The sequence below is a fragment of the Winogradskyella sp. genome, from assembly GCF_003712105.1.
In the GTDB taxonomy this organism is placed as follows: Bacteria; Bacteroidota; Bacteroidia; order Flavobacteriales; family Flavobacteriaceae; genus Winogradskyella.
This window is the reverse complement of record NZ_RHLG01000004.1, coordinates 132,595-158,731: the sequence shown is the minus strand read 5'-3', so window position 1 is coordinate 158,731 and position 26,137 is coordinate 132,595. Positions and strand designations below refer to the sequence as shown.

Genomic DNA, 26,137 nt, shown 5'->3' with positions numbered 1-26,137 from the left:
ATAGCATGAAATCCCACTTTAAGTTTTCTAAGAAAAAGCAGAGTGGGATTTTTTCATTGGTTATTCTAATCATAGTAGTTCAATCCGTTTATTTCTTTCTTGATTTTCCGTTCAATTCAAAACACGATTCTTCAAATGATATTGCAATCGAAAGCTATAAGAATGAAATAGATTCTCTAAGGCAATTAGCACTTCAAAATAAAACACCTAAAATTTATCCGTTTAACCCAAATTTCATTTCTGATTATAAAGGTTATGCCTTAGGTATGTCGAATGAAGAAATAGACAGACTTCATGCGTTTAGAGCGAATAACAAATGGGTGAATTCTGCAATTCAGTTTCAAGAAGTTACAAAGGTTTCAGACTCATTTCTTGCTGAGATTTCTCCGTATTTTAAGTTTCCAGATTGGGTAACTAATCCAAAACCAAAGAAGGTTAATCAGTTATATAATAATGTGAACGTTGTTAAATCATTCGAACAAAAAATAGATTTAAATATTGCCACATCGAGCCAACTTCAAAAGGTTTATGGTATTGGAGAAAAGCTATCAGCTAACATTATAAAATACCGTAATACGTATGGCGGTTTTATTAATGAAATTGAGTTGTCGGAAATTTGGGGATTGACACCAGAAGTTATAGAGCGTGTTAATCAACAATTTACAGTTAAAACCCCGCGTTCGGTTGAAACATTCAATCTTAATTTTGCTACAAGAGCTCAACTCGTGACTATACCGCATATCGATTATGAGATTGCTAATAATATAATTGAAGAGCGTACACTTAGAGATGGATTCTCTGCGATTGAGGATTTAACAAAAGTTGAACAGTTTCCTCTTAAAAAATTACAGATTATTAAATTATATTTGCATCTGTAGAAAAATTGATAGTAAATGTCCAAATTATACTTCACCGAAGAGCACAATTTATTTAGAGAAAGCTTAAGAGAATTTCTTCAAAAAGAGGTTGTTCCTCATATTGATAAATGGGAAGAAACAGGCCATATTGAACGTTTTATATGGAAGAAATTTGGAGATATGGGCTATTTTGGTCTTGCCTACCCTGAAGCATATGGCGGGTTAGATTTAGATTTATTTTATACTGTAATTTTTCTAGAAGAATTGCAACGCATTAACTCTGGTGGATTTGCAGCGGCTATGTGGGCGCATGCATATTTAGCCATGACTCATCTTAATAAAGAAGGCGATGAACGTATAAAGCAAAAATATTTGGCGCCAAGTATATCTGGAGATAGCATCGGATGTTTGTGTATTACAGAACCATTTGGTGGTAGTGATGTGGCAGGTATGCGAACAACTGCGGTAAAAAAGGGTGATACTTATGTTATTAATGGTTCTAAGACATTTATAACAAATGGTGTTTATAGCGACTATTTAGTTGTTTCTGCTAAAACAAACCCTGAACTTGGTAATAAGGGTATAAGCATGTTTGTTATTGATAGAGAAGCTGAAGGCGTTTCTGCAACTAAGCTCGATAAATTAGGATGGAGAGCATCGGATACAGGTGAAATAGCTTTTGATAATGTTGTTATTCCTGCTGAAAATCTTATGGGTGAAGAAAACCAAGGCTTTGCGTACTTAATGCAACATTTAGCATTAGAGCGATTAATTATGGCAGTTAATGCGCATGCAAGAGCAGAGTATGCATTAGAATATGCAAAACAATACATGTCAGAGCGTACAGCATTTGGTAAAACAATAGATAGATTTCAAGCTCTTAGGCATACGTTTGCCGATTGTCAAACTCAAATGGAAATCTGCAAACAATACAATTATTATGTCACTAAATGCCTTGATTTGGGTGATTATGTGGTTAAAGAAGCAACCATGTCTAAACTGCAATCTACTAAAATGGCAGATGATGTGATTTATCACTGTTTACAATTTTTAGGAGGTTACGGTTACATGGAAGAATACCCATTAGCTAGATTAGCAAGAGACAGTCGATTAGGACCAATTGGTGGTGGAACCTCTGAAATCTTACGTGAGATTATCGCTAAAATGGTGATTGATAACAAAGATTATAAGCCTGCTACATAACTAATACTCTTTCACCTAAGGAGTAGATTCTCAGCTACTGATTAAAATAATTGATTAGTTTTGAAGTTTATATTAAACGGAATGGTATTTGCCATTACTACAATCAAAACATAATAATCAACTTATAATGCATTACACTAGGCTTAAAAAGGTTCTAATCCTAATCGTCTTTTTCACTTCATTTGTTAGCTTTTCACAAATTGAAATAAGAGGTAAAGTTGTTGACTTTATGGAGCTTTTACCGATAGAAAATGCTAGTATTTATATCAAGAATACTACCATTGGTACGATAAGTAATTCAGATGGACGCTTTGTGTTACTCGTTCCTAATCAACACGAAAACGATACCCTTGTGGTTTCATCGATAGGATTTAAAAGTTTTAAAGTAAAGGTTGGAGACTATGATGGCTCCGAAGATATTTTTCTTGAGGAAGATGTTGCAGCTCTTGATGAAATAGTTATTGTAGCAGACCCAAGACCAACAACTGGAAATGAAATAGTACTTAAGGCTTTAGAAAGATTATCAGAAAATATGCCTGATTCTGCGTATCTGCAAAAAGGATTTTTGCGCCATAAAGAACGAAATAAAATAGAATTTAAATGGCTCATTGAAAGTGCTATTACGGTATATGATTCAGGTTACAATTCTAAAAGCAATGAACATCTTAAAGTTAATGTAGATGAAATGCGTAAGAGTTATGATCTCAGAGATGTAGATAGCATATTTGCGTATGTGTCTTACAAAAACAGAAATGTAAAAAGAAACAGGTTAAGGGCTAATGATATTAGAAGGCAAGATGTAAGCAGATCTCAGCTAGTCAAATCTATTAAGTGGAATGATACCAGAGTTAACGGTCTTCAAAATATATTTCAAGGAAAACTTAATCTCCTGCGAAACTCACAAAATGCAAAAGCACTTTTTGGTGACGGTATATTAGATACGCATCAGTTTCAATTGGATACGATTCTAGTAGATGATTCTCGAAAGATTTATAAAATAAAAATCGACGAAAGCAAGGATTATGTTGGCTTAGGAACTAAAGGCATTTATAATGAAGGATATAAAGCACAGGGCTGGTTATACATTTATTACGATAACTATGCCATTAAAAAAATAGAGTATGAGCTCGTTGCAGCATCAGACGCTCAAAAAAGTAGAAGTAAACGATTATTAGGTACGCAGATAAATCATAAACTAATCATTAACTACATTGAGTATAATGATAAAATGTATCCGAACTATATATATTACGAAACGCCTAAACTGGTCAATGTAGGTTTAAAAACTACAGGAAGAGTATCGCAAAAAGAAATTGACAGATACAATAGGGAAGAACGCTATTATTCTACGGTTCAAGAAATATTATTTTCTGAAATAATCTTAGATAAAGAAATTATATATCAAGAGTTAAACACAAAGCCTTGGGACATGGATATTTTTGTCAGCAAACCTTATAATAAAGATTTCTGGAAAAATTATAATGTTCTTTTAGAGAGCGAAGAAGATGAGCAACTTATTGAAGACTTATCACAGCGCGCTTCATTATTTAAAGATTAACTTAAAAATCTAAAATTTACTTTTTCAAGTAGAATTTGTTTATATATTTGCACCGCAAAAATTTAAACAGAAAGGAGGTTAAGACCTATGTTAAAAATTAAGATAAACGAAGGAGAAAATATAGAAAGAGCTTTAAAACGATACAAACAAAAGTTTAATCGTACAAAGACTAGATTTCAATTACAGTCAAGAAAGCAGTACACAAAACCTTCTGTAGTGCGTAGAGCGCAAATTCAAAAAGCAGAGTATGTTCAAGGTCTCAAAGACGCAGAACAATTCTAACTAAACATTATATAAATTTTAAATCCCACAAACTATTATTGCTTGTGGGATTTTTTTATTCTTGCTTTTATCTCTTAATAATTAAGATTATTTTTAAGATTGAAATTTGTACTAATGTATCTAGATAAATTCTTAGAATATCTCCTATTAGAAAAAAACTATTCTAAGCACACTGTAACTGCCTATCAAAACGACATCGAAAGTTGTCAGCAATTCTTAGATGAAAACTATAAAGACGAAAAGGTAGAAGGCGTGGGTTATAATATAATTAGGCAATGGGTTGTTAGTCTGGTAAATTCTGGACTAACAAACAGAAGTATTAATAGAAAAGTATCATCTTTAAATTCCTATTACAAGTTTCTTATTAAAGTTGGTAATCTTGATATAAATCCATTAAAAACTCACAAGGCATTAAAGACCGAAAAAAAAGTTCAAGTCCCTTTTTCTCAAAAAGAGTTGGATTCTGTTTTAAAAGAATTGAATACTATTGTTGATTTTGAAAGTGCAAGAGATAAACTTATAGTAGAGCTATTTTATGCTACAGGAATACGACGAACAGAGCTTATACATATTAAATTATCAGACTTAGATAGTAACAATAAAATACTCAAAGTTATAGGTAAGCGTAATAAAGAACGTTTTATACCATTACTTCCAACAGTAATTGATTCTTACAATACTTATAATAATTACAGGAGCAAACTTGAGAATATTGAAGATAAAGAATATGTTTTTTTAACCAAAAAAGGGTCAAAAATATACGATACACTTGTTTATAGGATAATAAATAAGTATTTTAGTAAAGCATCTACAAAACTAAAATGTAGTCCACATGTTTTACGACACTCGTTTGCGACGCATTTACTAAATGAAGGTGCAGATATCAATTCTGTAAAAGAATTACTCGGTCATTCCAGTCTGGCAGCTACTCAAGTTTACACACATAGTAGCATAGCAGAATTAAAAAAAGTGTATGCGAAAACACATCCGAGAAATATTGACTAACCTAAAATTGAAATTAGCTTATGAAGGTAAACACTCAATCCATTAATTTTATAGCAGATATAAAATTGAAAGACTTTATTCAAAAGCGTTTTGAAAAACTAAATCTTTTTTACGACAAAATAATCCAAACAGACGTTTATTTAAAAGTCGAAAACACAAGTGATAAAGAAAACAAAATCTTTGAAGCTAAGATTATAGTTCCAGGAGATACATTTGTAGTTAAGAAGCAAACAAAATCATTTGAAGAGGGTGCAGATTTAGTTGCAGCTTCCTTAGAAAGACGTCTTAAAAAAAGAAAAGAAAAACTAAGGTCACATGCCTAGCAAAAATTTTTCAAAAATGTTTTGAAAGAAAAAATAAAACCTTACATTTGCAGTCCGTTAGAAATAGCGGACTTTTTTATGCTAAAATTTTAACATAAAAAAGGGCTAAAAAGGCCGATATAGCTCAGCTGGCTAGAGCAGCTGATTTGTAATCAGCAGGTCGTGGGTTCGAGTCCCTCTATCGGCTCTTTCTTTTAAAAAGGAATTTTGTTCTTTAATAGATTGAAAATATCAACAAAAAAGCTGTAATTTTGCAGCTTATTTAGAAAATTTGGGGAGATTCCAGAGCGGCCAAATGGGACGGACTGTAACTCCGTTGTCTTTCGACTTCGCAGGTTCGAATCCTGCTCTCCCCACATAGAATTTGAAATAATAGTTGTCGAAAGCTTGCTTTTGTAAAAGCTGTAAAATAAATTCTATGTTCGGGTCACCCGAACAGGAAGCACGAGCCAATAGCGAGTGAATCCAAAACTAATTAAAAGCGGGAGTAGCTCAGTTGGTAGAGCGTCAGCCTTCCAAGCTGAATGTCGCCGGTTCGAACCCGGTCTCCCGCTCAAATTCCTGTGAAGGCAGGAATCTCATTTTTTTAAATGAGAAAGTAAACTCTTTACGCCGGTGTAGCTCAGGGGTAGAGCGTTTCCTTGGTAAGGAAGAGGTCACGAGTTCAAATCTCGTCATTGGCTCTTTTTTGAAAATAAAAATTTGAACACTAATATTAAATAAGATTAAATAATTTAAACATGGCAAAGGGAACTTTTGATCGTTCGAAACCACACCTTAACATAGGTACTATCGGACACGTAGATCACGGTAAAACAACTTTAACTGCTGCTATAACAAAAGTTTTAGCAGATGCAGGTTTATCTGAAGCAAAAGATTTCGATCAAATCGATAACGCTCCTGAAGAAAAAGAAAGAGGTATTACAATTAATACTTCACACGTAGAGTATGCAACTGCAAACCGTCACTATGCGCACGTTGACTGTCCAGGTCACGCGGATTACGTGAAGAACATGGTTACTGGTGCTGCTCAAATGGATGGTGCTATCTTAGTTGTTGCTGCAACAGATGGTCCAATGCCACAAACACGTGAGCACATCCTTTTAGGTCGTCAAGTAGGTATTCCTCGTATTGTAGTATTCATGAATAAAGTGGATATGGTTGATGATGAGGAGCTTTTAGAATTAGTTGAAATGGAAATCAGAGATTTATTATCTTTCTATGAGTACGATGGAGATAATGGTCCTGTAATTGCTGGTTCTGCCTTAGGTGCACTTAACGGTGAGCAAAAGTGGGTTGATACAGTAATGGAATTAATGGAAGCTGTTGATTCTTGGATTGAAGAACCAACTCGTGAAATCGATAAGCCTTTCTTAATGCCTATCGAAGATGTATTCTCTATTACTGGTCGTGGTACTGTAGCAACTGGTCGTATTGAAACTGGTATTGCTAACACTGGTGACCCAGTAGAAATCATCGGTATGGGTGCTGAGAAATTAACGTCTACAATCACTGGTATTGAGATGTTCCGTCAAATATTAGATAGAGGTGAAGCTGGTGATAACGCTGGTATCTTATTAAGAGGTATTGAGAAAACTCAAATCTCTAGAGGTATGGTAATTACTGCGCCAGGTTCTGTAACACCACACCAAAAATTCAAAGCTGAGGTGTATATCCTTAAGAAAGAAGAAGGTGGTCGTCACACTCCATTCCACAACAACTATCGTCCACAGTTCTATGTACGTACAACTGACGTAACTGGTAATATTGCTTTACCTGATGGTGTTGAGATGGTAATGCCAGGAGATAACTTAACAATTACTGTTGAGTTAATTCAACCAATTGCAATGAACGTAGGTTTACGTTTCGCTATCCGTGAAGGTGGTCGTACAGTTGGTGCTGGTCAGGTTACTGAAATTTTAGACTAATAAACAAATCTAAATATACATTAAGGTGTCCCGTTTTTTCGGGATACCTTGATTTATGTTTACGGGTTTAGCTCAGTTGGTAGAGCACTGGTCTCCAAAACCAGGTGTCGTGAGTTCGAGTCTCGCAACCCGTGCAAATAGAAAAACAAATGGCAGGATTAATAACATACGTAAAAGAATCGTTTGAAGAATTAAAAAATAACGTAACATGGACACCTTGGTCAGAAGCCCAAAGGTTGACAATAGTTGTGGCTGTTTTTTCAATTATATTTTCTTTAGCTATTTGGGGTGTAGATACCGTTTTTAGTAGAGTCATTAAAGCATATTTTGGTTTAATTAATTAAGAAATAGCGTTAGCAATGTCTGAGAAAAACGGAAATAAAAAATGGTATGTTGTTAGGGCTGTTAGTGGTCAAGAAAACAAAATCAAAACGTATATTGAGAATGAAATCTCAAGACTAGGTTTAGGTGATTATGTTGATCAAGTTCTTGTACCTACCGAAAAAGTTATTCAAATCCGAAATGGAAAGAAGATAAACAAAGAACGTGTTTATTTTCCAGGATATATAATGATACAGGCCAACCTTAGTGGTGAAGTGCCTCATATTATAAAATCTATTACTAACGTGATTGGATTTTTAGGAGAAACTAAAGGTGGTGATCCAGTACCATTAAGACAATCTGAAGTGAATCGAATGCTAGGTAAAGTAGATGAGTTAGCATTAGAAGCTGATGCAAATGTTGCAATACCATTCACAATAGGAGAGACAGTTAAGGTTATTGATGGGCCATTCAATGGATTTGATGGAACTATTGAAAAAATAAATGAAGAAAAGCGTAAGCTTGAAGTAATGGTTAAAATTTTCGGAAGAAAAACACCATTAGAGTTAAGCTATATGCAAGTTGAAAAAGTATAATAATTGTTACATTATATAAGCGTAAGTATCTAAGCTTCCAATTTAAATACTACGCACAATTTTAATTTAAAATGGCAAAAGAACTAGACAAAGTAGTTAAATTACAAGTTCGGGGAGGTGCTGCGAATCCATCGCCACCGGTTGGACCCGCTTTAGGTGCTGCTGGAGTTAATATCATGGAGTTCTGTAAGCAATTTAATGCTAGAACCCAAGATAAGCCAGGTAAAGTATTACCTGTGGTAATTTCTGTTTACAAAGACAAATCTTTTGAGTTTGTAATCAAGACACCACCAGCTGCAGTGCAATTATTAGAAGCGGCCAAAGTAAAGAAAGGATCTGGAGAACCAAACCGACGTAAAGTAGCAAAAGTAACTTGGGATCAAGTTAAGACTATTGCAGAAGACAAAATGCAAGATTTAAATGCATTTACTGTTGAATCAGCTATGAAAATGGTAGCTGGTACAGCAAGATCGATGGGTATCACAGTTAAAGGTGGAGACGCACCAAACTAAATTTTTTGAAATGGCAAGATTAACAAAAAAGCAAAAAGAAGCTAGAGCTAAAGTTGATAGAAATAAGCTTTACTCTATAGAAGAAGCTTCAGCTTTACTTAAGGAAATCACATACACAAAGTTTGATGCATCAGTAGATTTAGCCGTAAGATTAGGCGTAGATCCACGTAAAGCAAACCAAATGGTTCGTGGTGTAGTTTCTCTACCACATGGTACAGGTAAAGACATGAAGGTTCTTGCATTAGTAACTCCTGATAAAGAAGCTGAAGCTAAAGAAGCTGGTGCTGATTATGTAGGATTAGATGAATACTTACAAAAAATTAAAGATGGTTGGACAGATGTTGACGTTATCGTTACTATGCCAAGCATTATGGGTAAGTTAGGACCATTAGGTAGAGTATTAGGACCAAGAGGTCTTATGCCAAACCCTAAAACAGGAACAGTAACTATGGATGTGGCCAAAGCGGTTAGCGAAGTAAAAGCTGGTAAGATAGATTTTAAAGTAGATAAAACAGGTATCGTTCACGCACCTATTGGAAAAGCATCTTTTAGTGCTGAAAAATTAGTAGGTAACGCAAACGAATTACTTTCAACTTTAATGAAATTAAAACCAACTGCTGCCAAAGGTACTTATGTAAAGAGTATTTACATGTCAAGTACTATGAGCCCAAGTATAGCAATTGATACAAAAATAGGATAGTAGTTAAACTTAGAATATTATGACAAGAGAAGAAAAATCCCTAGTAATTGAAGAGTTAACTGCACAATTAGCTGATAATTCTAATATCTATTTAACAGATATTTCTGGATTAAATGCAGTTGATACTTCAAACTTACGTAGAGCATGCTTTAAAGCAAACGTTAGTTTATCGGTTGTAAAGAACACATTATTAGAAAAGGCAATGGAAGCTTCAGACAAAGATTTTGGAGACTTACCATCTACCTTAAAAGGTAATACCTCTGTAATGTACTCTGAAACTGGTAACGGACCAGCAAAAGTGATTAAGGCTTTCCGTAAAAAATCAGAAAGACCTTTATTAAAAGGTGCTTTTATTGAAGAGTCTATTTATATAGGTGATGACCAATTAGATGCCTTAGTAGAAATCAAATCTAGAGAAGAATTACTAGGAGAAATCATTGGATTATTACAATCACCTGCTAAAAATGTTATTTCAGCACTTAAATCTGGTGGTGGAACATTAGCAGGAATTATTAAAACTTTATCTGAGAAAGAAGGATAAAATTAGCGAGTACGCACTTAAAAATTAAAATAAAAACACACACATTAAAACGATAGAAAAATGGCAGATTTAAAAGATTTCGCAGAACAATTAGTTAATTTAACTGTAAAAGAAGTTAATGAATTAGCTGATATTTTAAAAGAAGAATACGGTATTGAGCCTGCTGCTGCTGCAGTAGCTGTTGCTGCTGGTGGTGGAGCTGCTGGTGGAGAAGCTGCAGAAGAGAAGACTGAATTTGACGTAATCCTTAAAGCCGCTGGTGGTTCTAAATTAGCAGTAGTAAAATTAGTTAAGGAATTAACTGGTTTAGGATTAAAAGACGCTAAAGGTCTTGTTGATGACGCACCAAGCGCTATCAAAGAAGGTGTTTCTAAAGATGAAGCTGAAGGATTAAAAGCATCATTAGAAGAAGCAGGAGCTGAGGTTGAGCTTAAGTAAGCTTAACTTACCAACATTATTCGGTTTAGGTTTATCCCGCAAAAAGATGCGGGATAATGCCTAGACCATTTTGTGTATATAAATGGTATGTACACACATTACATATTTTTTTAATCAAAATCTCGTTCATCGATGTTAGCAAAACAAGCTGAAAGATTAAATTTTTCTTCTATTGTAAACAAAACTGAATATCCAGACTTCTTAGATATTCAGATTAAATCCTTTCAGGATTTTTTCCAGTTGGAGACAAAATCAGATCAAAGAGGTAATGAAGGACTTTATAATACCTTCATGGAAAACTTTCCAATTACCGACACAAGAAACCAATTCGTATTAGAATTCTTGGATTACTTTATTGATCCTCCAAGATATTCAATCGAAGAATGTATAGAAAGAGGTCTAACATATAGTGTGCCACTAAAAGCACGTCTAAAATTATATTGTACGGATCCTGAACATGAAGATTTCGAAACTATTGTTCAAGATGTGTATTTAGGGACAATCCCTTACATGACACCTAGTGGAACATTTTGTATTAATGGTGCAGAACGTGTTGTTGTATCGCAATTACACAGATCACCAGGTGTATTCTTTAGCCAATCTTTTCATGCTAACGGTACCAAACTATACTCGGCAAGAGTTATTCCTTTCAAAGGATCTTGGATAGAATTTGCTACTGATATCAATAGCGTAATGTACGCTTACATCGATAGAAAGAAAAAATTACCTGTTACTACACTGTTCAGAGCTATAGGTTTTGAGCGTGATAAAGATATTCTTGAAATCTTTGACCTTGCTGAAGAGGTTAAAGTATCAAAGTCAGGTCTTAAAAAAGTTATCGGTCGTAAACTTGCTGCTCGTGTTTTAAATACATGGCACGAAGATTTCGTTGATGAAGATACTGGTGAAGTAGTATCTATTGAGCGTAACGAAATTGTTTTAGATCGTGATACAATTGTAGATAAAGAAAATATTGAAGAAATCCTTGAAGCTGGAGTAAAAACTATTCTTTTACATAAAGAAAGCGCTCAACAAGGCGATTACGCAATTATACATAATACATTACAAAAAGATCCAACAAACTCTGAAAAAGAAGCTGTTGAACATATTTACCGTCAATTACGTAATGCAGAACCGCCAGATGAGGAAACTGCACGTGGAATTATTGACAAGTTATTCTTCTCTGACCAACGATACTCTTTAGGTGAAGTAGGTCGTTATAGAATGAATAAAAAATTAGGTCTTGATATCGGTATGGACAAGCAAGTGCTTACTAAAGAAGATATCATCACTATCATAAAATATTTAATTGAGCTTATCAACTCTAAAGCAGAGATTGATGATATCGATCACTTATCTAACCGTCGTGTACGTACTGTAGGTGAGCAGTTATCATCACAATTTGGTGTTGGTTTAGCTCGTATGGCACGTACTATCCGTGAGCGAATGAATGTTCGTGATAACGAAGTATTTACACCTATAGATTTGATTAATGCTAAGACCTTATCTTCAGTTATTAATTCATTCTTTGGTACAAACCAGTTATCACAGTTTATGGATCAAACAAATCCATTAGCTGAAATTACGCACAAGCGTCGTTTATCTGCTCTAGGACCAGGAGGACTTTCTAGAGAAAGAGCAGGTTTTGAGGTTCGTGATGTTCACTATACACACTACGGAAGACTTTGTCCGATTGAAACACCAGAAGGTCCAAATATTGGTCTTATTTCTTCACTTTCAGTATATGCCAAAGTAAATTCAATGGGATTCATTGAAACGCCATACAGAAAAGTAGAAGACGGTGTTGTAGATATTAAAAATGAACCAACTTACCTAAGTGCCGAGGAAGAAGAAGATATGATGATTGCACAAGCAACGATCGAAGTTGATGATAAAGGTAAAGTTACTCACGATAAGATTATTGCACGTCAAGAAGGTGATTTCCCTGTTGTTGAGCCAACAAAAGTAAATTATACAGATGTTGCGCCAAATCAAATCGCTTCTATTTCAGCTTCGTTAATTCCATTCTTAGAGCATGATGATGCAAACCGAGCGTTAATGGGATCTAACATGATGCGTCAAGCAGTACCATTATTACGCCCTGAAGCACCAATCGTTGGTACTGGATTAGAGCGTCAAGTAGCTTCAGATTCGAGAGTATTAATTAATGCTGAAGGTGAAGGTGTAGTTGAGTACGTTGATGCAGATAAGATTGTTATTAAATACGAGCGTACAAAAGAGGAAGCAATGGTAAGCTTTGATAGCGATACTAAAGAATATCCTCTTGTTAAATTTAGAAAAACAAATCAAGGGACATCAATTAACTTAAAGCCAATTGTTCAGAAAGGCGATAAGGTTACTAGAGGTCAAGTACTTTGTGAAGGATATGCAACTCAAAATGGTGAGTTAGCGCTAGGACGTAACATGAAAGTAGCATTTATGCCATGGAAAGGTTACAACTTTGAGGATGCAATTGTAATTTCTGAAAAAGTAGTCCGTGATGATATATTCACATCTATTCATATAGATGAGTACTCTTTAGAAGTTAGAGATACCAAATTAGGTAATGAAGAATTAACTAATGATATTCCTAATGTTTCTGAAGAAGCGACCAAAGATTTAGATGAAAACGGTATGATTCGCGTTGGAGCTGAGATTAAGCCAGGAGATATCTTAATTGGTAAGATTACTCCAAAAGGTGAATCTGATCCAACTCCAGAAGAGAAGTTACTTCGTGCAATTTTTGGTGATAAAGCAGGCGATGTTAAAGATGCATCTCTTAAAGCTTCACCATCACTTAACGGTGTTGTTATTGACAAGAAGTTATTTGCAAGAGCAATTAAAGATAAACGCAAGAGAGCTCAAGACAAAGAGGATATCGAAGCATTAGAAAATGCCTATGATAACCGCTTTGATGATCTTCAAAATATATTAGTAGAGAAGTTATTTGCTATCGTTAATGGTAAAACAGCTCAAGGTATCTACAATGACTTAGGTGAGGAAATTATCCCTAAAGGAAAGAAATATACCTTAAAGATGTTGAATGCTGTTGATGATTATACGCACCTAACTTCAGGAAAATGGACAACTGACGATGCTACTAATGAATTAGTGGTAGACTTAATCCATAACTACAAGATTAAGGAGAATGATCTTCAAGGTTCTTTACGTCGTGAGAAGTTTACAATCTCAGTAGGTGACGAATTACCTGCAGGAATCATCAAATTAGCCAAAGTTTACATTGCTAAAAAGCGTAAGCTTAAAGTAGGAGATAAGATGGCAGGACGTCACGGTAACAAAGGTATTGTTGCTCGTATTGTTCGTCAAGAAGATATGCCTTTCTTAGAAGATGGAACTCCAGTGGATATCGTATTGAATCCATTAGGTGTACCTTCACGTATGAATATCGGTCAGATCTATGAAACTGTTCTTGGTTGGGCAGGTCAAAAATTAGGTAGAACATATGCTACGCCTATTTTTGATGGTGCTACATTAGATCAAATCAATGGATTTACTGATGAAGCAGGCGTACCACGTTTTGGTCATACACATTTATATGATGGTGGTACAGGTGAGCGTTTTGATCAAGCTGCTACAGTTGGTGTTATCTATATGATAAAACTAGGTCATATGATTGATGATAAGATGCACGCACGTTCTATCGGACCATACTCATTAATTACACAACAACCTTTAGGTGGTAAAGCCCAATTTGGTGGTCAGCGTTTTGGTGAGATGGAAGTTTGGGCACTTGAAGCCTATGGAGCATCAAGTACATTACGTGAAATCTTAACTGTAAAATCAGATGACGTTATTGGTAGAGCAAAAACTTACGAGGCAATCGTTAAGGGTGAGCCAATGCCAGAGCCAGGACTACCTGAATCTTTCAACGTATTAATGCACGAATTGAAAGGATTAGGATTAGATATTAGATTAGAAGAGTAAAACTTATAGGCATTGTTGCTTTAGCTATAAAGCAACAATGTTGAATACCATAAATAAAATGGCAAGAAAACAAGATAAGAATAAAGTACAGAAGTTTAATAAAATTTCTATCGGTTTAGCATCACCTGAGTCTGTATTGGCTGCATCTAGAGGTGAAGTATTAAAACCAGAAACTATTAATTATCGAACTCACAAACCAGAACGTGATGGTTTGTTTTGCGAGCGTATTTTTGGTCCTGTTAAGGATTTTGAATGTGCTTGTGGAAAATATAAAAGAATACGTTATAAAGGTATTGTTTGTGACCGATGTGGTGTTGAGGTGACAGAGAAAAAAGTACGTAGAGATAGAGTAGGTCACATTAATTTAGTTGTACCTGTAGCTCATATCTGGTATTTCCGTTCATTACCAAATAAAATTGGATACTTACTAGGTTTACCTTCTAAGAAATTAGATATGATTATTTACTACGAACGTTACGTAGTAATTCAGCCTGGTATTGCTATGAACGCTGAAGGAGAACCATTACAAAAAATGGATTTCTTAACTGAAGAAGAGTATCTAAATATTTTAGAAACTATCCCTCAAGAAAATCAATATTTAGAAGATACAGATCCTAATAAGTTTATCGCTAAAATGGGTGCAGAATGTCTTATAGATATTTTAGCACGTATAGATTTGGATGCTTTATCTTACGATTTAAGACATAAGGCAAACAACGAAACATCTAAGCAACGTAAAACAGAAGCTTTAAAGCGTTTACAAGTAGTAGAAGCTTTTAGAGAATCTAATATGAATAGAGAGAATAAGCCAGAATGGATGATCATGAAGGCTATTCCTGTTATACCGCCAGAATTAAGACCATTAGTACCTCTTGATGGTGGACGTTTTGCTACTTCAGATTTAAATGATTTATACCGTCGTGTAATTATCCGTAACAATCGTCTTAAGAGATTAGTTGAGATAAAAGCACCTGAAGTAATTTTACGTAATGAGAAACGTATGTTACAAGAATCTGTAGATTCGTTATTCGATAACACACGTAAATCATCTGCAGTAAAAACAGATTCTAACAGACCATTAAAATCATTATCAGATTCGTTAAAAGGTAAGCAAGGACGTTTCCGTCAAAACTTACTTGGTAAGCGTGTTGACTATTCTGCACGTTCTGTAATTGTTGTTGGTCCAGAATTAAAGTTATTCGAGTGTGGATTGCCAAAAAATATGGCAGCAGAGCTTTATAAGCCTTTTATCATTAGAAAATTAATCGAAAGAGGAATTGTAAAAACTGTAAAATCTGCAAAGAAAATTATAGATAGAAAAGAGCCTGTTGTTTGGGATATCTTGGAGAATGTTCTTAAAGGACATCCAGTATTACTAAACCGTGCTCCTACATTACATAGATTGGGAATTCAAGCTTTCCAACCAAAACTTATTGAAGGTAAAGCAATACAATTACACCCATTAGTATGTACAGCATTTAATGCCGATTTTGATGGTGACCAAATGGCGGTACATTTACCGTTAGGACCAGAGGCTATTTTAGAAGCGCAACTATTAATGTTAGCGTCTCATAATATCCTTAACCCAGCAAATGGTTCACCTGTGACTGTACCATCTCAAGATATGGTACTTGGTTTATACTATATGACCAAGCACAGAAAATCTACTAAAGAGTTAGTAATTAAAGGTGAAGGATTAACATTCTATTCTCCTGAAGAAGTTACTATTGCTTACAATGAGAAGAAAGTAGATTTAAATGCAGGTATTAAGGTACGTACAAAAGACTTTAATGAAGAAGGTGAGTTAACAACTCAAATTATAGAAACAACTGTAGGTCGTGTACTTTTCAACGAAAAAGTACCTGAGAAAGCAGGATACATTAATACAGTACTTACCAAAAAAGCGCTTAGAGATATTATTGGTGGTATTCTAAAAGTAACAAGTGTTCCTGAAACGGCCGAGTTCTTGGATGAGATTAAAACATTAGGTTATAAGTTTGCATTCCAAGGTGGTCTATCATTTAGTTTAGGAGATATTATTATCCCTGAAGAGAAACACGGACTTATTGCTTCTGCTAATAAACAAGTGGATGGTATTGTAGGTAACTATAATATGGGTCTTATTACTAATAACGAGCGTTATAACCAAGTTATTGATATCTGGACGTCTACAAATGCTGAATTGACAGAGTTGTCTATGAAGCGTATTAGTGAAGACCAACAAGGATTTAACTCAGTGTATATGATGTTAGATTCTGGAGCCCGTGGTTCTAAAGAGCAAATTCGTCAGTTAACCGGTATGCGTGGATTAATGGCTAAGCCTAAAAAATCTAACGCAGGTGGTGGTGAGATTATTGAGAATCCGATCCTTTCAAACTTTAAAGAAGGACTTTCAATTTTAGAATACTTTATTTCTACTCACGGTGCGCGTAAAGGTCTTGCCGATACAGCACTTAAAACTGCCGATGCTGGTTATTTAACACGTAGATTGGTAGATGTTTCTCAGGATGTTATTGTATACCAAGAAGATTGTGGTACTTTAAGAGGAATCGAAGTTTCTGCATTAAAGAAGAACGAAGAAGTTGTTGAAAAATTAGAATCTAGAATCGTTGGTAGAACATCTGTTAATGATGTTTATAACCCGCTTACTGAAGAATTATTAGTTGAAGCTGGTGGACATATTGACGATGTAATCGCTAAGAAAATTGGTGATTCACCAGTTGAGACAATTGAAGTACGTTCTCCATTAACTTGTGAGGCTAAAAAAGGTATCTGTGTTAAATGTTACGGACGTAACTTAGCTACAGGCAAAATGGTTCAGCGTGGTGAAGCCGTTGGTGTAGTAGCAGCGCAGTCTATTGGCGAGCCTGGTACACAGCTTACACTACGTACATTCCACGTAGGTGGTATTGCAGGTAACATTTCTGAAGAGAATAAATTAGTTACTAAGTTTGATGGTGTAGCAGAAATTGAAGACCTTAAAACAGTAGCAACTAAAGACAATGAAGGAAATGATGTAGATGTAGTAATCTCTCGTACTTCTGAATTAAAATTAGTTGATGCTAAAACAGGAATTGTATTAAGTACAAACAATATTCCTTATGGTTCTTATATTTATGTAAAACCAGGAAGTAAGCTTAAGAAAGGTGATGTAGTATGTCAGTGGGATCCATATAATGGTGTTATTATTTCGGAATTTGCTGGTAAAGTGAAGTACGAAAATATTGAGCAAGGTATTACATACCAAGTAGAGATTGATGAACAAACAGGATTCCAAGAAAAAGTAATTTCAGAATCTAGAAACAAGAAATTAATTCCTACATTACTTATTGAAGATAAAAAAGGAGAAGTTATCCGTTCTTACAACTTACCAGTTGGAGCGCATATAATGATTGACGATGGCGATAAGATTGAAATTGGTAAAGTCTTAGTTAAAATACCTCGTAAATCTGCTAAGGCTGGTGATATTACAGGTGGTCTTCCTCGTGTAACTGAGTTATTCGAAGCGCGTAACCCATCTAATCCAGCAGTAGTTTCTGAGATTGACGGTGTTGTGTCTTTCGGTAAAATTAAGCGTGGTAACCGTGAGATTATTATTGAATCTAAGACTGGAGAAATTAAGAAATACTTAGTGAAATTATCTAATCAGATTCTTGTTCAAGAAAATGATTATGTAAAAGCTGGTATGCCATTATCTGATGGTTCAATTACTCCTAATGACATCTTAAATATTAAAGGACCTTCTGCGGTTCAGCAATATTTAGTAAACGAAGTACAAGAAGTATACCGTCTACAAGGTGTGAAGATTAACGATAAGCACTTCGAAGTTGTTGTAAGACAAATGATGCGTAAAGTTAGAATTATTGATTCTGGTGATACTATTTTCTTAGAGAACCAATTGGTGCATAAGTCTGACTTTATAGAAGAGAATGATAAGATTTTTGGAATGAAAGTTATCGAGGATGCAGGAGGTTCTGAAAACTTAAAATCTGGTCAAATTGTTTCAACACGTCAGTTAAGAGATGAGAACTCAATACTTAGAAGAGAAGATAAAACTTTAGTAACAGCTCGTGATGCACAACCTGCTACAGCGACACCTATATTACAAGGTATTACTAGAGCATCTTTACAAACTAAGTCATTTATCTCAGCTGCATCGTTCCAAGAGACTACAAAAGTACTTAACGAAGCCGCAGTAAACGGTAAGGTTGATACTCTTGAAGGTCTTAAAGAAAATGTAATTGTAGGTCATAGAATACCTGCAGGTACTGGAGTTAGAGACTACGATAATATTATTGTAGGGTCTAAGTCTGAGTTCGATGAGATGATGAAACAGAAAGAAGAGATGAACTATAACTAATTAGTTATCAATTCCTGCGAAGGTAGGAATCTATAAAATAAAAGCCTTCATGCAATTAATTAGCTTGAAGGCTTTTTCTTTATTAATAAGCGTCAGTTCGAGTATTTTGTTTTTGTATAAAACAAAATGTGTCGAGAACAAGGTTTTTCATAACCTAGTGGGTATATTTACAAATCATATTAAATAAAAAGACTTCCAATTATGTTGGAAGTGAAAAATAAATTTTCAATGGCAGACGATAAAAATCAACCTAAAAAGGGACAAATAAATATTGAGTTAGACGAATCTGTTGCTCAAGGAACATACTCTAATTTGGCAATTATTAATCACTCAGTTTCAGAATTTGTAGTGGACTTTGTAAATATTATGCCTGGTACGCCAAAGAGTAAAGTAAAATCTCGAATAATTCTTACACCACAACATGCAAAGCGTTTGGTAAAGGCATTAAATGAAAATGTAAAACGCTTCGAGCAGGCTAATGGAACCATAAAAGACTACGAGCAACCACAAGTACCAATTAATTTTGGACCAACAGGACAAGCTTAGAAGCAAATTCTAATTAATAGAAAAAAGCATAGTATTACTCAATAAGTTACTATGCTTTTTTGTTTAATTTCTAGTAAAGAATTTTAGAACTCTGAAGTGTAATGAAATTTTATACTTGGATATTTTTGTTCAGTCATTTGTAATGTAAACATAGAGTCTGCTAGAAACACCAATTGATCACTCTTATCCTTGGCCAAATAACGTTGTTTAACGCGTTTAAACTCTTTAAACTCTTCGTTCTTTTCATCTTCAGCATCTACCCAGCATGCTTTATGTACATTAAGATTTTCATAAGTACACTTAGCACCATATTCATGCTCTAATCTGTACTGAATAACTTCATATTGTAATGCACCAACAGTACCAATGACTTTTCTACCATTGAGCTCTAAAGTAAAAAGTTGAGCTACACCTTCGTCCATCAATTGGTCAATGCCTTTGTATAATTGCTTCGATTTTAATGGGTCTGCATTATTAATGTATCTAAAATGTTCAGGCGAAAAGCTTGGAATACCTTTATAATTTAATATTTCACCTTCAGTAAGTGTGTCACCAATTTTAAAGTTGCCTGTATCCTGTAAACCTACAATATCACCAGGATATGAGATATCTACTATTTCCTTTTTTTCAGCAAAAAAAGCATTAGGGCTTGAGAATTTCACCTTTTTGTTATGGCGTACATGAAGATATGGTGTATTGCGCTTAAACTCTCCAGAGACTATTTTTACAAATGCCAATCGGTTTCTATGGTTTGGATCCATATTAGCATGGATTTTAAACACAAAACCACTAAATTTTTCTTCATCGGGTTTTACAAGGCGTTCTTCGCTATGCTTAGCACGAGGTTTAGGAGCAATATCTACAAAACAGTCTAGCAATTCTCTTACCCCAAAGTTGTTTAAGGCCGATCCAAAAAACACGGGTTGTTGCTCACCGTTTAAATAAGCATCTTTATCAAATTCAGGATAGATACCATTAACTAATTCAATATTGTCCCTAAGATCATTAGCATGATTTTCTCCAACCAATTGTTCTAATTCTGGAGAAGATAAATCAGTAATTTCAACAGTATCTTCAATATCTTTTTTACTATCTCCTGTAAAAAGATTTACATTTTTCTCCCATATATTATAAATACCTTTAAAGTCGTATCCCATTCCTACAGGAAAACTTAAAGGGCATACTTTAAGCCCTAGTTTTTGTTCTACTTCATCCAATAAGTCAAAGGCGTCTTTTCCTTCTCGGTCAAGTTTATTGATAAAAACTATCATGGGAATATTTCGCATTCGACAGACTTCAACTAGCTTTTCAGTCTGTTCTTCAACACCTTTAGCAACATCAATAACAACAATAACGCTATCCACAGCAGTAAGTGTTCTAAACGTATCTTCAGCAAAATCTTTGTGACCAGGCGTATCAAGAATGTTTATTTTAATGCCATTGTATTCAAAAGCAAGTACAGAAGTAGCTACCGAAATACCTCTTTGCCGTTCAATCTCCATAAAATCACTGGTAGCACCTTTTTTAATTTTATTACTCTTTACTGCACCAGCTTCTTGTATAGCACCACCAAAGAGTAATAGCTTTTCAGTTAAGGTAGTTTTTCCAGCATCAGGATGCGAAATAATACCAAATGTTCGTCTTCTATTGATTTCGGATATAAAACTCATAACATTTATAAAGAGCGCAAAAATAATTATTTTATATGCATTTTTATGCGTTCTATGAGAGTTTCCGGAAGAAAAGGTTTATTTATGATGTCGTTGACATACCTATGGTATTGCTGAAGCAAAGATTCGTTTATTTTAATACCGGTTACCATAATAATAGGTGTTTTATTTCTTTTACCCTTATTAATAAGTTTACTTGCTTCTAAACCATCGATGGAATTGAGTTTATAATCCATCAGGATTAAATCATAATCTTTTTGTTTATGCATTTTTACAGCTTCATTCCCATTTTGAGCTATATCAATAAAATAAGATTTAGTCGAGGCTAAAATCTTAAATAAACTTAGTTGATCTGATTGGTTATCTTCTACGAGTAATACCTCTTTTTTAGTAGAATCGTTTGATGGGTTTTCAGGTTTAGATTCTTTATTTGGTGCTCTGAGTGGTGTAGTCACGCGAAATGTTACTGTAAATGTAGATCCTTGATTAGGAATACTTTTTACATTGATTTCGCCACCCATTAGTCCAATAATATCTTTAGTTATAGAAAGCCCTAATCCGTTGCCTTGTGTTGCTTTTGTAGTTTCTAATCTATTAAAGCGCTCAAAGATATAGTCGTGATACTCTTTTGCAATTCCGATACCAGTATCACTAACCTTAATGTTGAATGTTAACTTCCTAGCTCTACGATATACAGTGTCTATAGCTACAGTGACTGAACCGGTTTCAGTATATTTTAGAGCATTATTGAGAAGGTTTGAAATAATCTGATTCACTCTTAGTTTATCACTAACAATATAATCTGGCATATCATGAGCATAGATGATTTCAAAATCTAAATTTTTACGTCTAAATCGTCTGCTATAGTCAGCTTTTATAACCTTAACTAGTCGTTTTAAACTAAACCTTTTGTTGACGATATCAAGGTTTCCTGTTTCAATTTTGGTGATGTCAAAAATGTCATTAACCATGTTTTTAAGAGTATCGCTAGAAGAAAGGATAATTTCAGAATAATCTTTTTGTTCAGGTGTTAACTGGGTTTTTTTAAGTGCATCAGAAAATGTAAGTAAACTCAATATTGGTGATACAAGTTCGTGATTAAAGTTGGCGATAAATTTATCTTTAAAGGCTTGTTTTTTATTGAGGATATAATTTTCAATTTCCATTAATTCGGAAGCAATAGCCGTTTCATTTCGCGATTGAGCTAAACTCTGAAAAGAATTGTAATGCGTAGAAAAATCTGAGATTATAATTAAAATATAACTGTTATGCTTTTTAACCGAGATATCGCATATTAATTCTTTGTTGTTAATATCTAAATGCACACAGGTAAGATCATATGAGTCATCTAGATTCAGGTGGTTTATGCTCAAAAAAAATGGGTGTATATCTGTTATAAGGTTTTCAATTTCACAGTGAAACAAAACATTATCACTCTCTTTAATAATACCTTCATTATCAATTAAAATAAACTGAGTATTTTTTTCTATATACGATTCTCTTATGGATTTTAGAATACTCATTTGGAAAATTCTAAGGCCAAGTCATTGAACAAAGGTTCAATGTTCTCACCAGTTTTAGCACTGGTTAAATAATCTGTTTTTTCAATAATGCTTTTATAAGCATCCGAGTCGATATTAACTTCAGAAATCAAATCCAGCTTATTCCCAATAATTTTAAACAAAGTATTTGGGAATGCATTTCTAAGCCCATCGATTTGATCAAGTAAATTTTTATAGGTAGCTGGTCGCGATATATCGTAGGTAAAAACAAAAGCATGTGAGCCAAGTAAATAAGCTTGGCTTATTTGATTAATATGGTCAGTACCTTCAATATCCCAGAGAATAAGTGATATCAACTCATCTTTTATTAACACCTCTTTTTTAAGTATATGAACTCCTATTGTAACTTTGTAGTCCGACGAAAACTCATTTGTTACAAACTGCCTAATAATTGATGTTTTACCAACACCATAATGTCCTAAAAGCACTATTTTTTTAGAAATTGACATTATGAGAACATATCTTTAAGTGATTCGGAGATTTCTACTCTTGATTTAGATGCCTTGTAATGTTTTTGGGAGAAGGTAAGTAAATCTTCCTCGAGTTTTTCTTTAAAAGTAGAATCGAAAACGCCATGCAAAACAACAGCTATGTAGTAGGTCTTAAAATTTTGAATATATATATTATAAAGCCCATATTCAATGGTTTCTAGTTGCTCATCTCCAGTTTTGAGCGCATCTTCGACAAAACTCTTGATTGCCGTAAGCATACCAGATAATACCTCTTTGTCAATGGTATTTGTTTTTGAAAAACTTCCTTTAAGTATTCCAGAATTTTTTTCTACAACAAAAACCTCTTGTATCTGAGTATCCGATAATTCAGAGATTATGATATCCTCTTCTTTAACACCGGTAAATATTGACTTTAACTTTCTTGCTATGGATTTTAATGAAAATCTGTGATTTACCTGATAATTTATTTTGTCTGATAGCTTCTGAAACTCCTTTTGGATATAACGTTTAATAAGTTTACCAATAATAGGGTATAGTGCATCTACTATGGTGTCTTTAGATTTTTCTATTTCGTTTTTTAATGTCTTGGTAATTGTTGGACCAAGTTTTTCTGGGATGTCTTCTGTGTATAAGTTGAGATATTTGGTAATGATAGGACCTACTTTACCGTCAAGTTCTTTCTCTGTTTCAATAAGTAATTTTAAGTCTTCAAGCTCTTGTTTAAGGGCATTAGTAGTGTCTCTATCTTCCTGAAGAAGAAGGCGTTGGAGCTCTTCTATTTTATAGTCTTCAGATTGCAAGGTGTTTAATCATTTAGTTTATTGCCCAGCTTAATAAAGAGGTCACCAAGAACTTTTTTACTAACTTTGTTGTCTTCTAAAAGTTCCATACTATTCTGAAGTTTATCATCTAACTCAGTAATTCTAATGTTTAAATCCGTGGATAAATTATCAATAGCGGTATCTAATTCAGTCTTGGTGTCAGCTATTAAATCTAAAAGCTCTTGTCTCTTATTTAAGATGTCTTTTTTTACAGACTCGAACTCTTGGTCGTAATTTTGAATATTTTCACCAAAAAGAATATCCTTTATAGCTTCAAATTTTGAAACTTCTGCCTCTTTTTTAGTATTATTTAACTTACCATTTGTCTTAGTTTTCATAGTCGATACGTTTGTAAATTGCAATATAGAAAAACATTACCTAATATAATAGCTTTAAAAATAAGAAAATACTTACATTAAAAATGAAATCTATTGCCATATTAATATTGCATAAGTGTAGGTATACATTTAATTATGAATAAGAGGCAATTTCATATAATGATTTGTAATTGTTTAGTTTTTAAACGGCTATTTTTATGAAATCATTATAATTATATATAAATATACGCCTTAATTTTGCGTTATGATTGAAGAACAGGTAATACTCGTTAACGAAAAAGACGAGAAAATAGGTCTAATGCCAAAACTAGAAGCTCACGAAAAAGCAGTTTTGCATCGTGCATTTTCAGTATTTATATTCAATGATAAAAATGAACTCATGCTTCAACAACGTGCACTTCATAAATATCACTCTCCTGGTTTATGGACAAATACATGCTGCAGTCATCAGCGTGATGGTGAAAGCAATTTAGAAGCGGGAAGAAGACGATTGCAAGAGGAGATGGGTTTTGTTACATCGTTAAAAGAAACAACTTCTTTTATTTACAAAGCGCCTTTTGATAATGGGTTAACCGAACATGAGTTAGATCATATAATGATTGGAAACTATAACGACGAACCAATTATTAACACTGAAGAAGTAGCTGATTGGAAATGGATGGCTCTTGAGGATGTAAGAGAAGATATCGAACACAACCCTGATTTGTATACAGCTTGGTTTAAGATTATCTTTGAAAAGTTTTACGAACATATTAATATTACCCAATGAGAGTAACTGTATCCAGAAAAGCACATTTTAACGCGGCGCATAGATTATATCGTCAAGATTGGAGCTTTGAGAAAAACGATGCAGTTTTTGGGAAATGTAATAATCCGCATTTTCACGGGCACAACTATGAACTCATTGCAAGCGTTACAGGAGAAATAGACCCTGAAACAGGTTATGTTATAGACGTGAAAATCTTAAAAGATATTATAAAGTCCGAGGTCGAAGATGCTTTTGATCATAAAAACCTTAATCTTGAGGTTCCTGAATTTAAAGAGTTAAATCCAACTGCAGAAAACATAGTGGTCGTCATCTATAATAAGATAAAAGCAAAGTTAGATCCAAAGCTCGACTTAGAAGTTACACTATACGAAACACCTCGTAACTTTGTTAAATACTCAGGTTAGTTGAATAAAGTGCCTTTATATCCATTAAAGTTCAATCCAATTTTGAAAGAAAAAATTTGGGGTGGAACAAAATTATCTCAGGTCCTTGGAAAAAAATCAAACTCAGATTATATAGGAGAAAGCTGGGAATTAAGTGATGTAGATGGCGATGTGTCAACGATTAGCAATGGCGCATTAAAAGGTAAAACACTTAAGCAGATTATTGCTAATTATGGCGCCGAGTTGCTAGGAGAGAAGAATAGGCTTGTATTTGGGAATAAGTTTCCATTACTCATAAAGTTTATCGATGCCAAACAAGATCTAAGCATTCAGTTGCACCCTAATGATAAACTGGCGGCTGAGCGTCATAATTCTTTTGGAAAGACAGAAATGTGGCACGTCTTACAGGCTGAGGATAATGCCAATTTAATTGTAGGTTTTAATCAAAAAATTACACCAAAAAAATACCTTCAGCATCTTAATGACAAAACCCTTACAGAGATTTTAAATTTTGATAAAGTAAAAAAAGGAGATACTTATTTTATAGAAGTTGGTAGAGTACATGCTATAGGCGCTGGTGTTATGCTGGCAGAGATTCAACAAACTAGTGATATTACGTATCGCGTATACGATTGGGATAGAGTAGATGATAAGGGTAACCAACGAGAGTTGCATAATGATTTGGCCATAGATGCAATTGATTTTAATATGGAAGATGATTTTAGAGTCGATTATGATAAAGTCAAGAACCGGTCTAATCCAATGGTGAGTTGCCAGTATTTTACAACTAATTATCTAGCAATAGATTCAGCTATAAAAAAGGAAAACACATTCGACTCATTTATAATATATATATGCGTAGATGGCGCATTAGATATAGTTACAAATGATGGTAAAGAATCCGTTAATAAAGGTGAAACTATTCTTATACCTGCTTCCATAAAAGAGTACACTTTAGTAGCAAAAAATGCTGAAGTTTTAGAGGTGTACATTTAGGTTCAATTCTTCATTAAAATGAAATAAAGAT

General features: G+C 34.1%; 24 protein-coding genes and 5 tRNA genes. 24 read left to right on the top strand and 5 right to left on the bottom strand.

Features of this window, described 5'->3' with window-relative positions:
* Window positions 1-5: 5 nt before the first annotated feature.
* The 21 genes from ED556_RS10390 (at window position 6) to ED556_RS10290 (ending at window position 19,115) form a co-directional block, all read left to right on the top strand.
* Entirely contained in the window at window positions 6-878 is an 873-nt protein-coding gene (locus ED556_RS10390; protein ID WP_296323207.1) for a helix-hairpin-helix domain-containing protein, read from the top strand.
* 15 nt (window positions 879-893) lie between these two features.
* A complete protein-coding gene (locus ED556_RS10385) occupies window positions 894-2,060 on the top strand; it encodes an acyl-CoA dehydrogenase family protein (RefSeq protein ID WP_296323204.1) in 1,167 nt (388 codons plus the stop codon).
* 127 nt (window positions 2,061-2,187) lie between these two features.
* Entirely contained in the window at window positions 2,188-3,618 is a 1,431-nt protein-coding gene (locus ED556_RS10380; RefSeq protein WP_296323201.1) for a carboxypeptidase-like regulatory domain-containing protein, read from the top strand.
* Window positions 3,619-3,705: 87 nt separating this feature from the next.
* Complete coding sequence (rpsU, locus tag ED556_RS10375) at window positions 3,706-3,900, top strand: 30S ribosomal protein S21 (protein ID WP_296323198.1); 195 nt, start codon at window positions 3,706-3,708, stop codon at window positions 3,898-3,900.
* Window positions 3,901-4,014: 114 nt separating this feature from the next.
* Window positions 4,015-4,905 (top strand): tyrosine-type recombinase/integrase, encoded by an 891-nt coding sequence (locus tag ED556_RS10370; RefSeq protein WP_296323196.1) that lies wholly within the window; start codon window positions 4,015-4,017, stop codon window positions 4,903-4,905.
* 20 nt (window positions 4,906-4,925) lie between these two features.
* Entirely contained in the window at window positions 4,926-5,228 is a 303-nt protein-coding gene (gene raiA, locus ED556_RS10365) for a ribosome-associated translation inhibitor RaiA (protein WP_296323193.1), read from the top strand.
* Window positions 5,229-5,341: 113 nt separating this feature from the next.
* A tRNA-Thr gene (locus tag ED556_RS10360) sits at window positions 5,342-5,415 on the top strand.
* Between the two features lie 86 nt (window positions 5,416-5,501).
* Window positions 5,502-5,584: transfer RNA gene (locus ED556_RS10355), tRNA-Tyr, on the top strand.
* A gap of 125 nt (window positions 5,585-5,709) precedes the next feature.
* Window positions 5,710-5,782, top strand: a tRNA-Gly gene (locus ED556_RS10350).
* Between the two features lie 57 nt (window positions 5,783-5,839).
* A tRNA-Thr gene (locus ED556_RS10345) sits at window positions 5,840-5,911 on the top strand.
* A gap of 57 nt (window positions 5,912-5,968) precedes the next feature.
* A complete protein-coding gene (tuf, locus tag ED556_RS10340; protein WP_296323191.1) occupies window positions 5,969-7,156 on the top strand; it encodes an elongation factor Tu in 1,188 nt (395 codons plus the stop codon).
* Window positions 7,157-7,217: 61 nt separating this feature from the next.
* Window positions 7,218-7,290: transfer RNA gene (locus ED556_RS10335), tRNA-Trp, on the top strand.
* A gap of 15 nt (window positions 7,291-7,305) precedes the next feature.
* A complete protein-coding gene (gene secE, locus ED556_RS10330) occupies window positions 7,306-7,500 on the top strand; it encodes a preprotein translocase subunit SecE (RefSeq protein WP_296323188.1) in 195 nt (64 codons plus the stop codon).
* A 15-nt stretch (window positions 7,501-7,515) separates the two neighbouring features.
* Window positions 7,516-8,073, top strand: coding sequence for a transcription termination/antitermination protein NusG (gene nusG, locus ED556_RS10325; RefSeq protein WP_296323185.1), 558 nt, complete (start codon window positions 7,516-7,518; stop codon window positions 8,071-8,073).
* 71 nt (window positions 8,074-8,144) lie between these two features.
* On the top strand, window positions 8,145-8,585 hold the full coding sequence (rplK, locus tag ED556_RS10320; RefSeq protein ID WP_296323182.1) for a 50S ribosomal protein L11: 441 nt from the start codon (window positions 8,145-8,147) through the stop codon (window positions 8,583-8,585).
* 10 nt (window positions 8,586-8,595) lie between these two features.
* Entirely contained in the window at window positions 8,596-9,285 is a 690-nt protein-coding gene (gene rplA / locus ED556_RS10315; RefSeq protein ID WP_296323179.1) for a 50S ribosomal protein L1, read from the top strand.
* 19 nt (window positions 9,286-9,304) lie between these two features.
* A complete protein-coding gene (gene rplJ, locus ED556_RS10310) occupies window positions 9,305-9,826 on the top strand; it encodes a 50S ribosomal protein L10 (protein WP_296323176.1) in 522 nt (173 codons plus the stop codon).
* Between the two features lie 60 nt (window positions 9,827-9,886).
* Entirely contained in the window at window positions 9,887-10,264 is a 378-nt protein-coding gene (rplL, locus tag ED556_RS10305) for a 50S ribosomal protein L7/L12 (protein ID WP_296323174.1), read from the top strand.
* Window positions 10,265-10,396: 132 nt separating this feature from the next.
* Window positions 10,397-14,209: a DNA-directed RNA polymerase subunit beta gene (rpoB, locus tag ED556_RS10300; RefSeq protein ID WP_296323171.1), complete on the top strand. Its 3,813-nt coding sequence runs from the start codon at window positions 10,397-10,399 to the stop codon at window positions 14,207-14,209.
* A gap of 58 nt (window positions 14,210-14,267) precedes the next feature.
* Window positions 14,268-18,569: a DNA-directed RNA polymerase subunit beta' gene (gene rpoC, locus ED556_RS10295; protein WP_296323167.1), complete on the top strand. Its 4,302-nt coding sequence runs from the start codon at window positions 14,268-14,270 to the stop codon at window positions 18,567-18,569.
* Window positions 18,570-18,797: 228 nt separating this feature from the next.
* Complete coding sequence (locus tag ED556_RS10290) at window positions 18,798-19,115, top strand: DUF3467 domain-containing protein (RefSeq protein WP_296323165.1); 318 nt, start codon at window positions 18,798-18,800, stop codon at window positions 19,113-19,115.
* Between the two features lie 83 nt (window positions 19,116-19,198).
* On the opposite strand, the gene ED556_RS10285 is transcribed toward ED556_RS10290, so the two are convergent.
* The 5 genes from ED556_RS10285 to ED556_RS10265 are packed head-to-tail and all read right to left on the bottom strand — an operon-like array spanning window position 19,199 to window position 23,958.
* Window positions 19,199-20,785 (bottom strand): peptide chain release factor 3, encoded by a 1,587-nt coding sequence (locus tag ED556_RS10285; protein WP_296323162.1) that lies wholly within the window; start codon window positions 20,783-20,785, stop codon window positions 19,199-19,201.
* Between the two features lie 26 nt (window positions 20,786-20,811).
* Complete coding sequence (locus ED556_RS10280; protein ID WP_296323159.1) at window positions 20,812-22,308, bottom strand: ATP-binding protein; 1,497 nt, start codon at window positions 22,306-22,308, stop codon at window positions 20,812-20,814.
* Window positions 22,305-22,796: a Rab family GTPase gene (locus ED556_RS10275; RefSeq protein ID WP_296323156.1), complete on the bottom strand. Its 492-nt coding sequence runs from the start codon at window positions 22,794-22,796 to the stop codon at window positions 22,305-22,307. Before ED556_RS10275 ends, ED556_RS10280 begins: the two co-directional genes overlap by 4 nt.
* Entirely contained in the window at window positions 22,796-23,599 is an 804-nt protein-coding gene (locus ED556_RS10270; RefSeq protein ID WP_296323154.1) for a cell envelope biogenesis protein OmpA, read from the bottom strand. Before ED556_RS10270 ends, ED556_RS10275 begins: the two co-directional genes overlap by 1 nt.
* A gap of 5 nt (window positions 23,600-23,604) precedes the next feature.
* Window positions 23,605-23,958 carry a fructose 1,6-bisphosphatase gene (locus ED556_RS10265; RefSeq protein WP_296323151.1) on the bottom strand — a complete coding sequence of 118 codons (354 nt, stop codon included), beginning with the start codon at window positions 23,956-23,958 and terminating at the stop codon, window positions 23,605-23,607.
* A gap of 244 nt (window positions 23,959-24,202) precedes the next feature.
* On the opposite strand from ED556_RS10265, the gene idi reads away from it, so the two are divergent.
* Genes idi through ED556_RS10250 form a run of 3 tightly spaced genes read left to right on the top strand, consistent with a single transcriptional unit; the run spans window position 24,203 to window position 26,106 of the window.
* The gene (idi, locus tag ED556_RS10260) at window positions 24,203-24,727 is read left to right on the top strand and encodes an isopentenyl-diphosphate Delta-isomerase (RefSeq protein WP_296323146.1); all 525 of its coding nucleotides are present in this window, start codon (window positions 24,203-24,205) and stop codon (window positions 24,725-24,727) included.
* Window positions 24,724-25,131: a 6-carboxytetrahydropterin synthase gene (locus tag ED556_RS10255; RefSeq protein ID WP_296323144.1), complete on the top strand. Its 408-nt coding sequence runs from the start codon at window positions 24,724-24,726 to the stop codon at window positions 25,129-25,131. The genes idi and ED556_RS10255 overlap by 4 nt, the downstream gene beginning before the upstream one ends.
* 9 nt (window positions 25,132-25,140) lie before the next feature.
* Window positions 25,141-26,106 (top strand): type I phosphomannose isomerase catalytic subunit, encoded by a 966-nt coding sequence (locus ED556_RS10250; RefSeq protein ID WP_296323751.1) that lies wholly within the window; start codon window positions 25,141-25,143, stop codon window positions 26,104-26,106.
* The last annotated feature ends 31 nt before the right edge of the window (window positions 26,107-26,137 follow it).

Coding starts and splice junctions, on each gene's coding strand:
- rpoB (WP_296323171.1), top strand. CDS start 10,397: ATGTTAGCAAAACAAGCTGAAAGATTAAATTTTTCTTCTATTGTAAAC.
- idi (WP_296323146.1), top strand. CDS start 24,203: ATGATTGAAGAACAGGTAATACTCGTTAACGAAAAAGACGAGAAAATA.
- rplL (WP_296323174.1), top strand. CDS start 9,887: ATGGCAGATTTAAAAGATTTCGCAGAACAATTAGTTAATTTAACTGTA.
- ED556_RS10390 (WP_296323207.1), top strand. CDS start 6: ATGAAATCCCACTTTAAGTTTTCTAAGAAAAAGCAGAGTGGGATTTTT.
- ED556_RS10275 (WP_296323156.1), bottom strand. CDS start 22,796: ATGTCAATTTCTAAAAAAATAGTGCTTTTAGGACATTATGGTGTTGGT.
- ED556_RS10380 (WP_296323201.1), top strand. CDS start 2,188: ATGCATTACACTAGGCTTAAAAAGGTTCTAATCCTAATCGTCTTTTTC.
- ED556_RS10265 (WP_296323151.1), bottom strand. CDS start 23,958: ATGAAAACTAAGACAAATGGTAAGTTAAATAATACTAAAAAAGAGGCA.
- ED556_RS10385 (WP_296323204.1), top strand. CDS start 894: ATGTCCAAATTATACTTCACCGAAGAGCACAATTTATTTAGAGAAAGC.
- nusG (WP_296323185.1), top strand. CDS start 7,516: ATGTCTGAGAAAAACGGAAATAAAAAATGGTATGTTGTTAGGGCTGTT.
- ED556_RS10285 (WP_296323162.1), bottom strand. CDS start 20,785: ATGAGTTTTATATCCGAAATCAATAGAAGACGAACATTTGGTATTATT.
- ED556_RS10255 (WP_296323144.1), top strand. CDS start 24,724: ATGAGAGTAACTGTATCCAGAAAAGCACATTTTAACGCGGCGCATAGA.
- rplJ (WP_296323176.1), top strand. CDS start 9,305: ATGACAAGAGAAGAAAAATCCCTAGTAATTGAAGAGTTAACTGCACAA.
- raiA (WP_296323193.1), top strand. CDS start 4,926: ATGAAGGTAAACACTCAATCCATTAATTTTATAGCAGATATAAAATTG.
- rplK (WP_296323182.1), top strand. CDS start 8,145: ATGGCAAAAGAACTAGACAAAGTAGTTAAATTACAAGTTCGGGGAGGT.
- rpsU (WP_296323198.1), top strand. CDS start 3,706: ATGTTAAAAATTAAGATAAACGAAGGAGAAAATATAGAAAGAGCTTTA.
- ED556_RS10370 (WP_296323196.1), top strand. CDS start 4,015: ATGTATCTAGATAAATTCTTAGAATATCTCCTATTAGAAAAAAACTAT.
- ED556_RS10290 (WP_296323165.1), top strand. CDS start 18,798: ATGGCAGACGATAAAAATCAACCTAAAAAGGGACAAATAAATATTGAG.
- rplA (WP_296323179.1), top strand. CDS start 8,596: ATGGCAAGATTAACAAAAAAGCAAAAAGAAGCTAGAGCTAAAGTTGAT.
- rpoC (WP_296323167.1), top strand. CDS start 14,268: ATGGCAAGAAAACAAGATAAGAATAAAGTACAGAAGTTTAATAAAATT.
- secE (WP_296323188.1), top strand. CDS start 7,306: ATGGCAGGATTAATAACATACGTAAAAGAATCGTTTGAAGAATTAAAA.
- tuf (WP_296323191.1), top strand. CDS start 5,969: ATGGCAAAGGGAACTTTTGATCGTTCGAAACCACACCTTAACATAGGT.
- ED556_RS10280 (WP_296323159.1), bottom strand. CDS start 22,308: ATGAGTATTCTAAAATCCATAAGAGAATCGTATATAGAAAAAAATACT.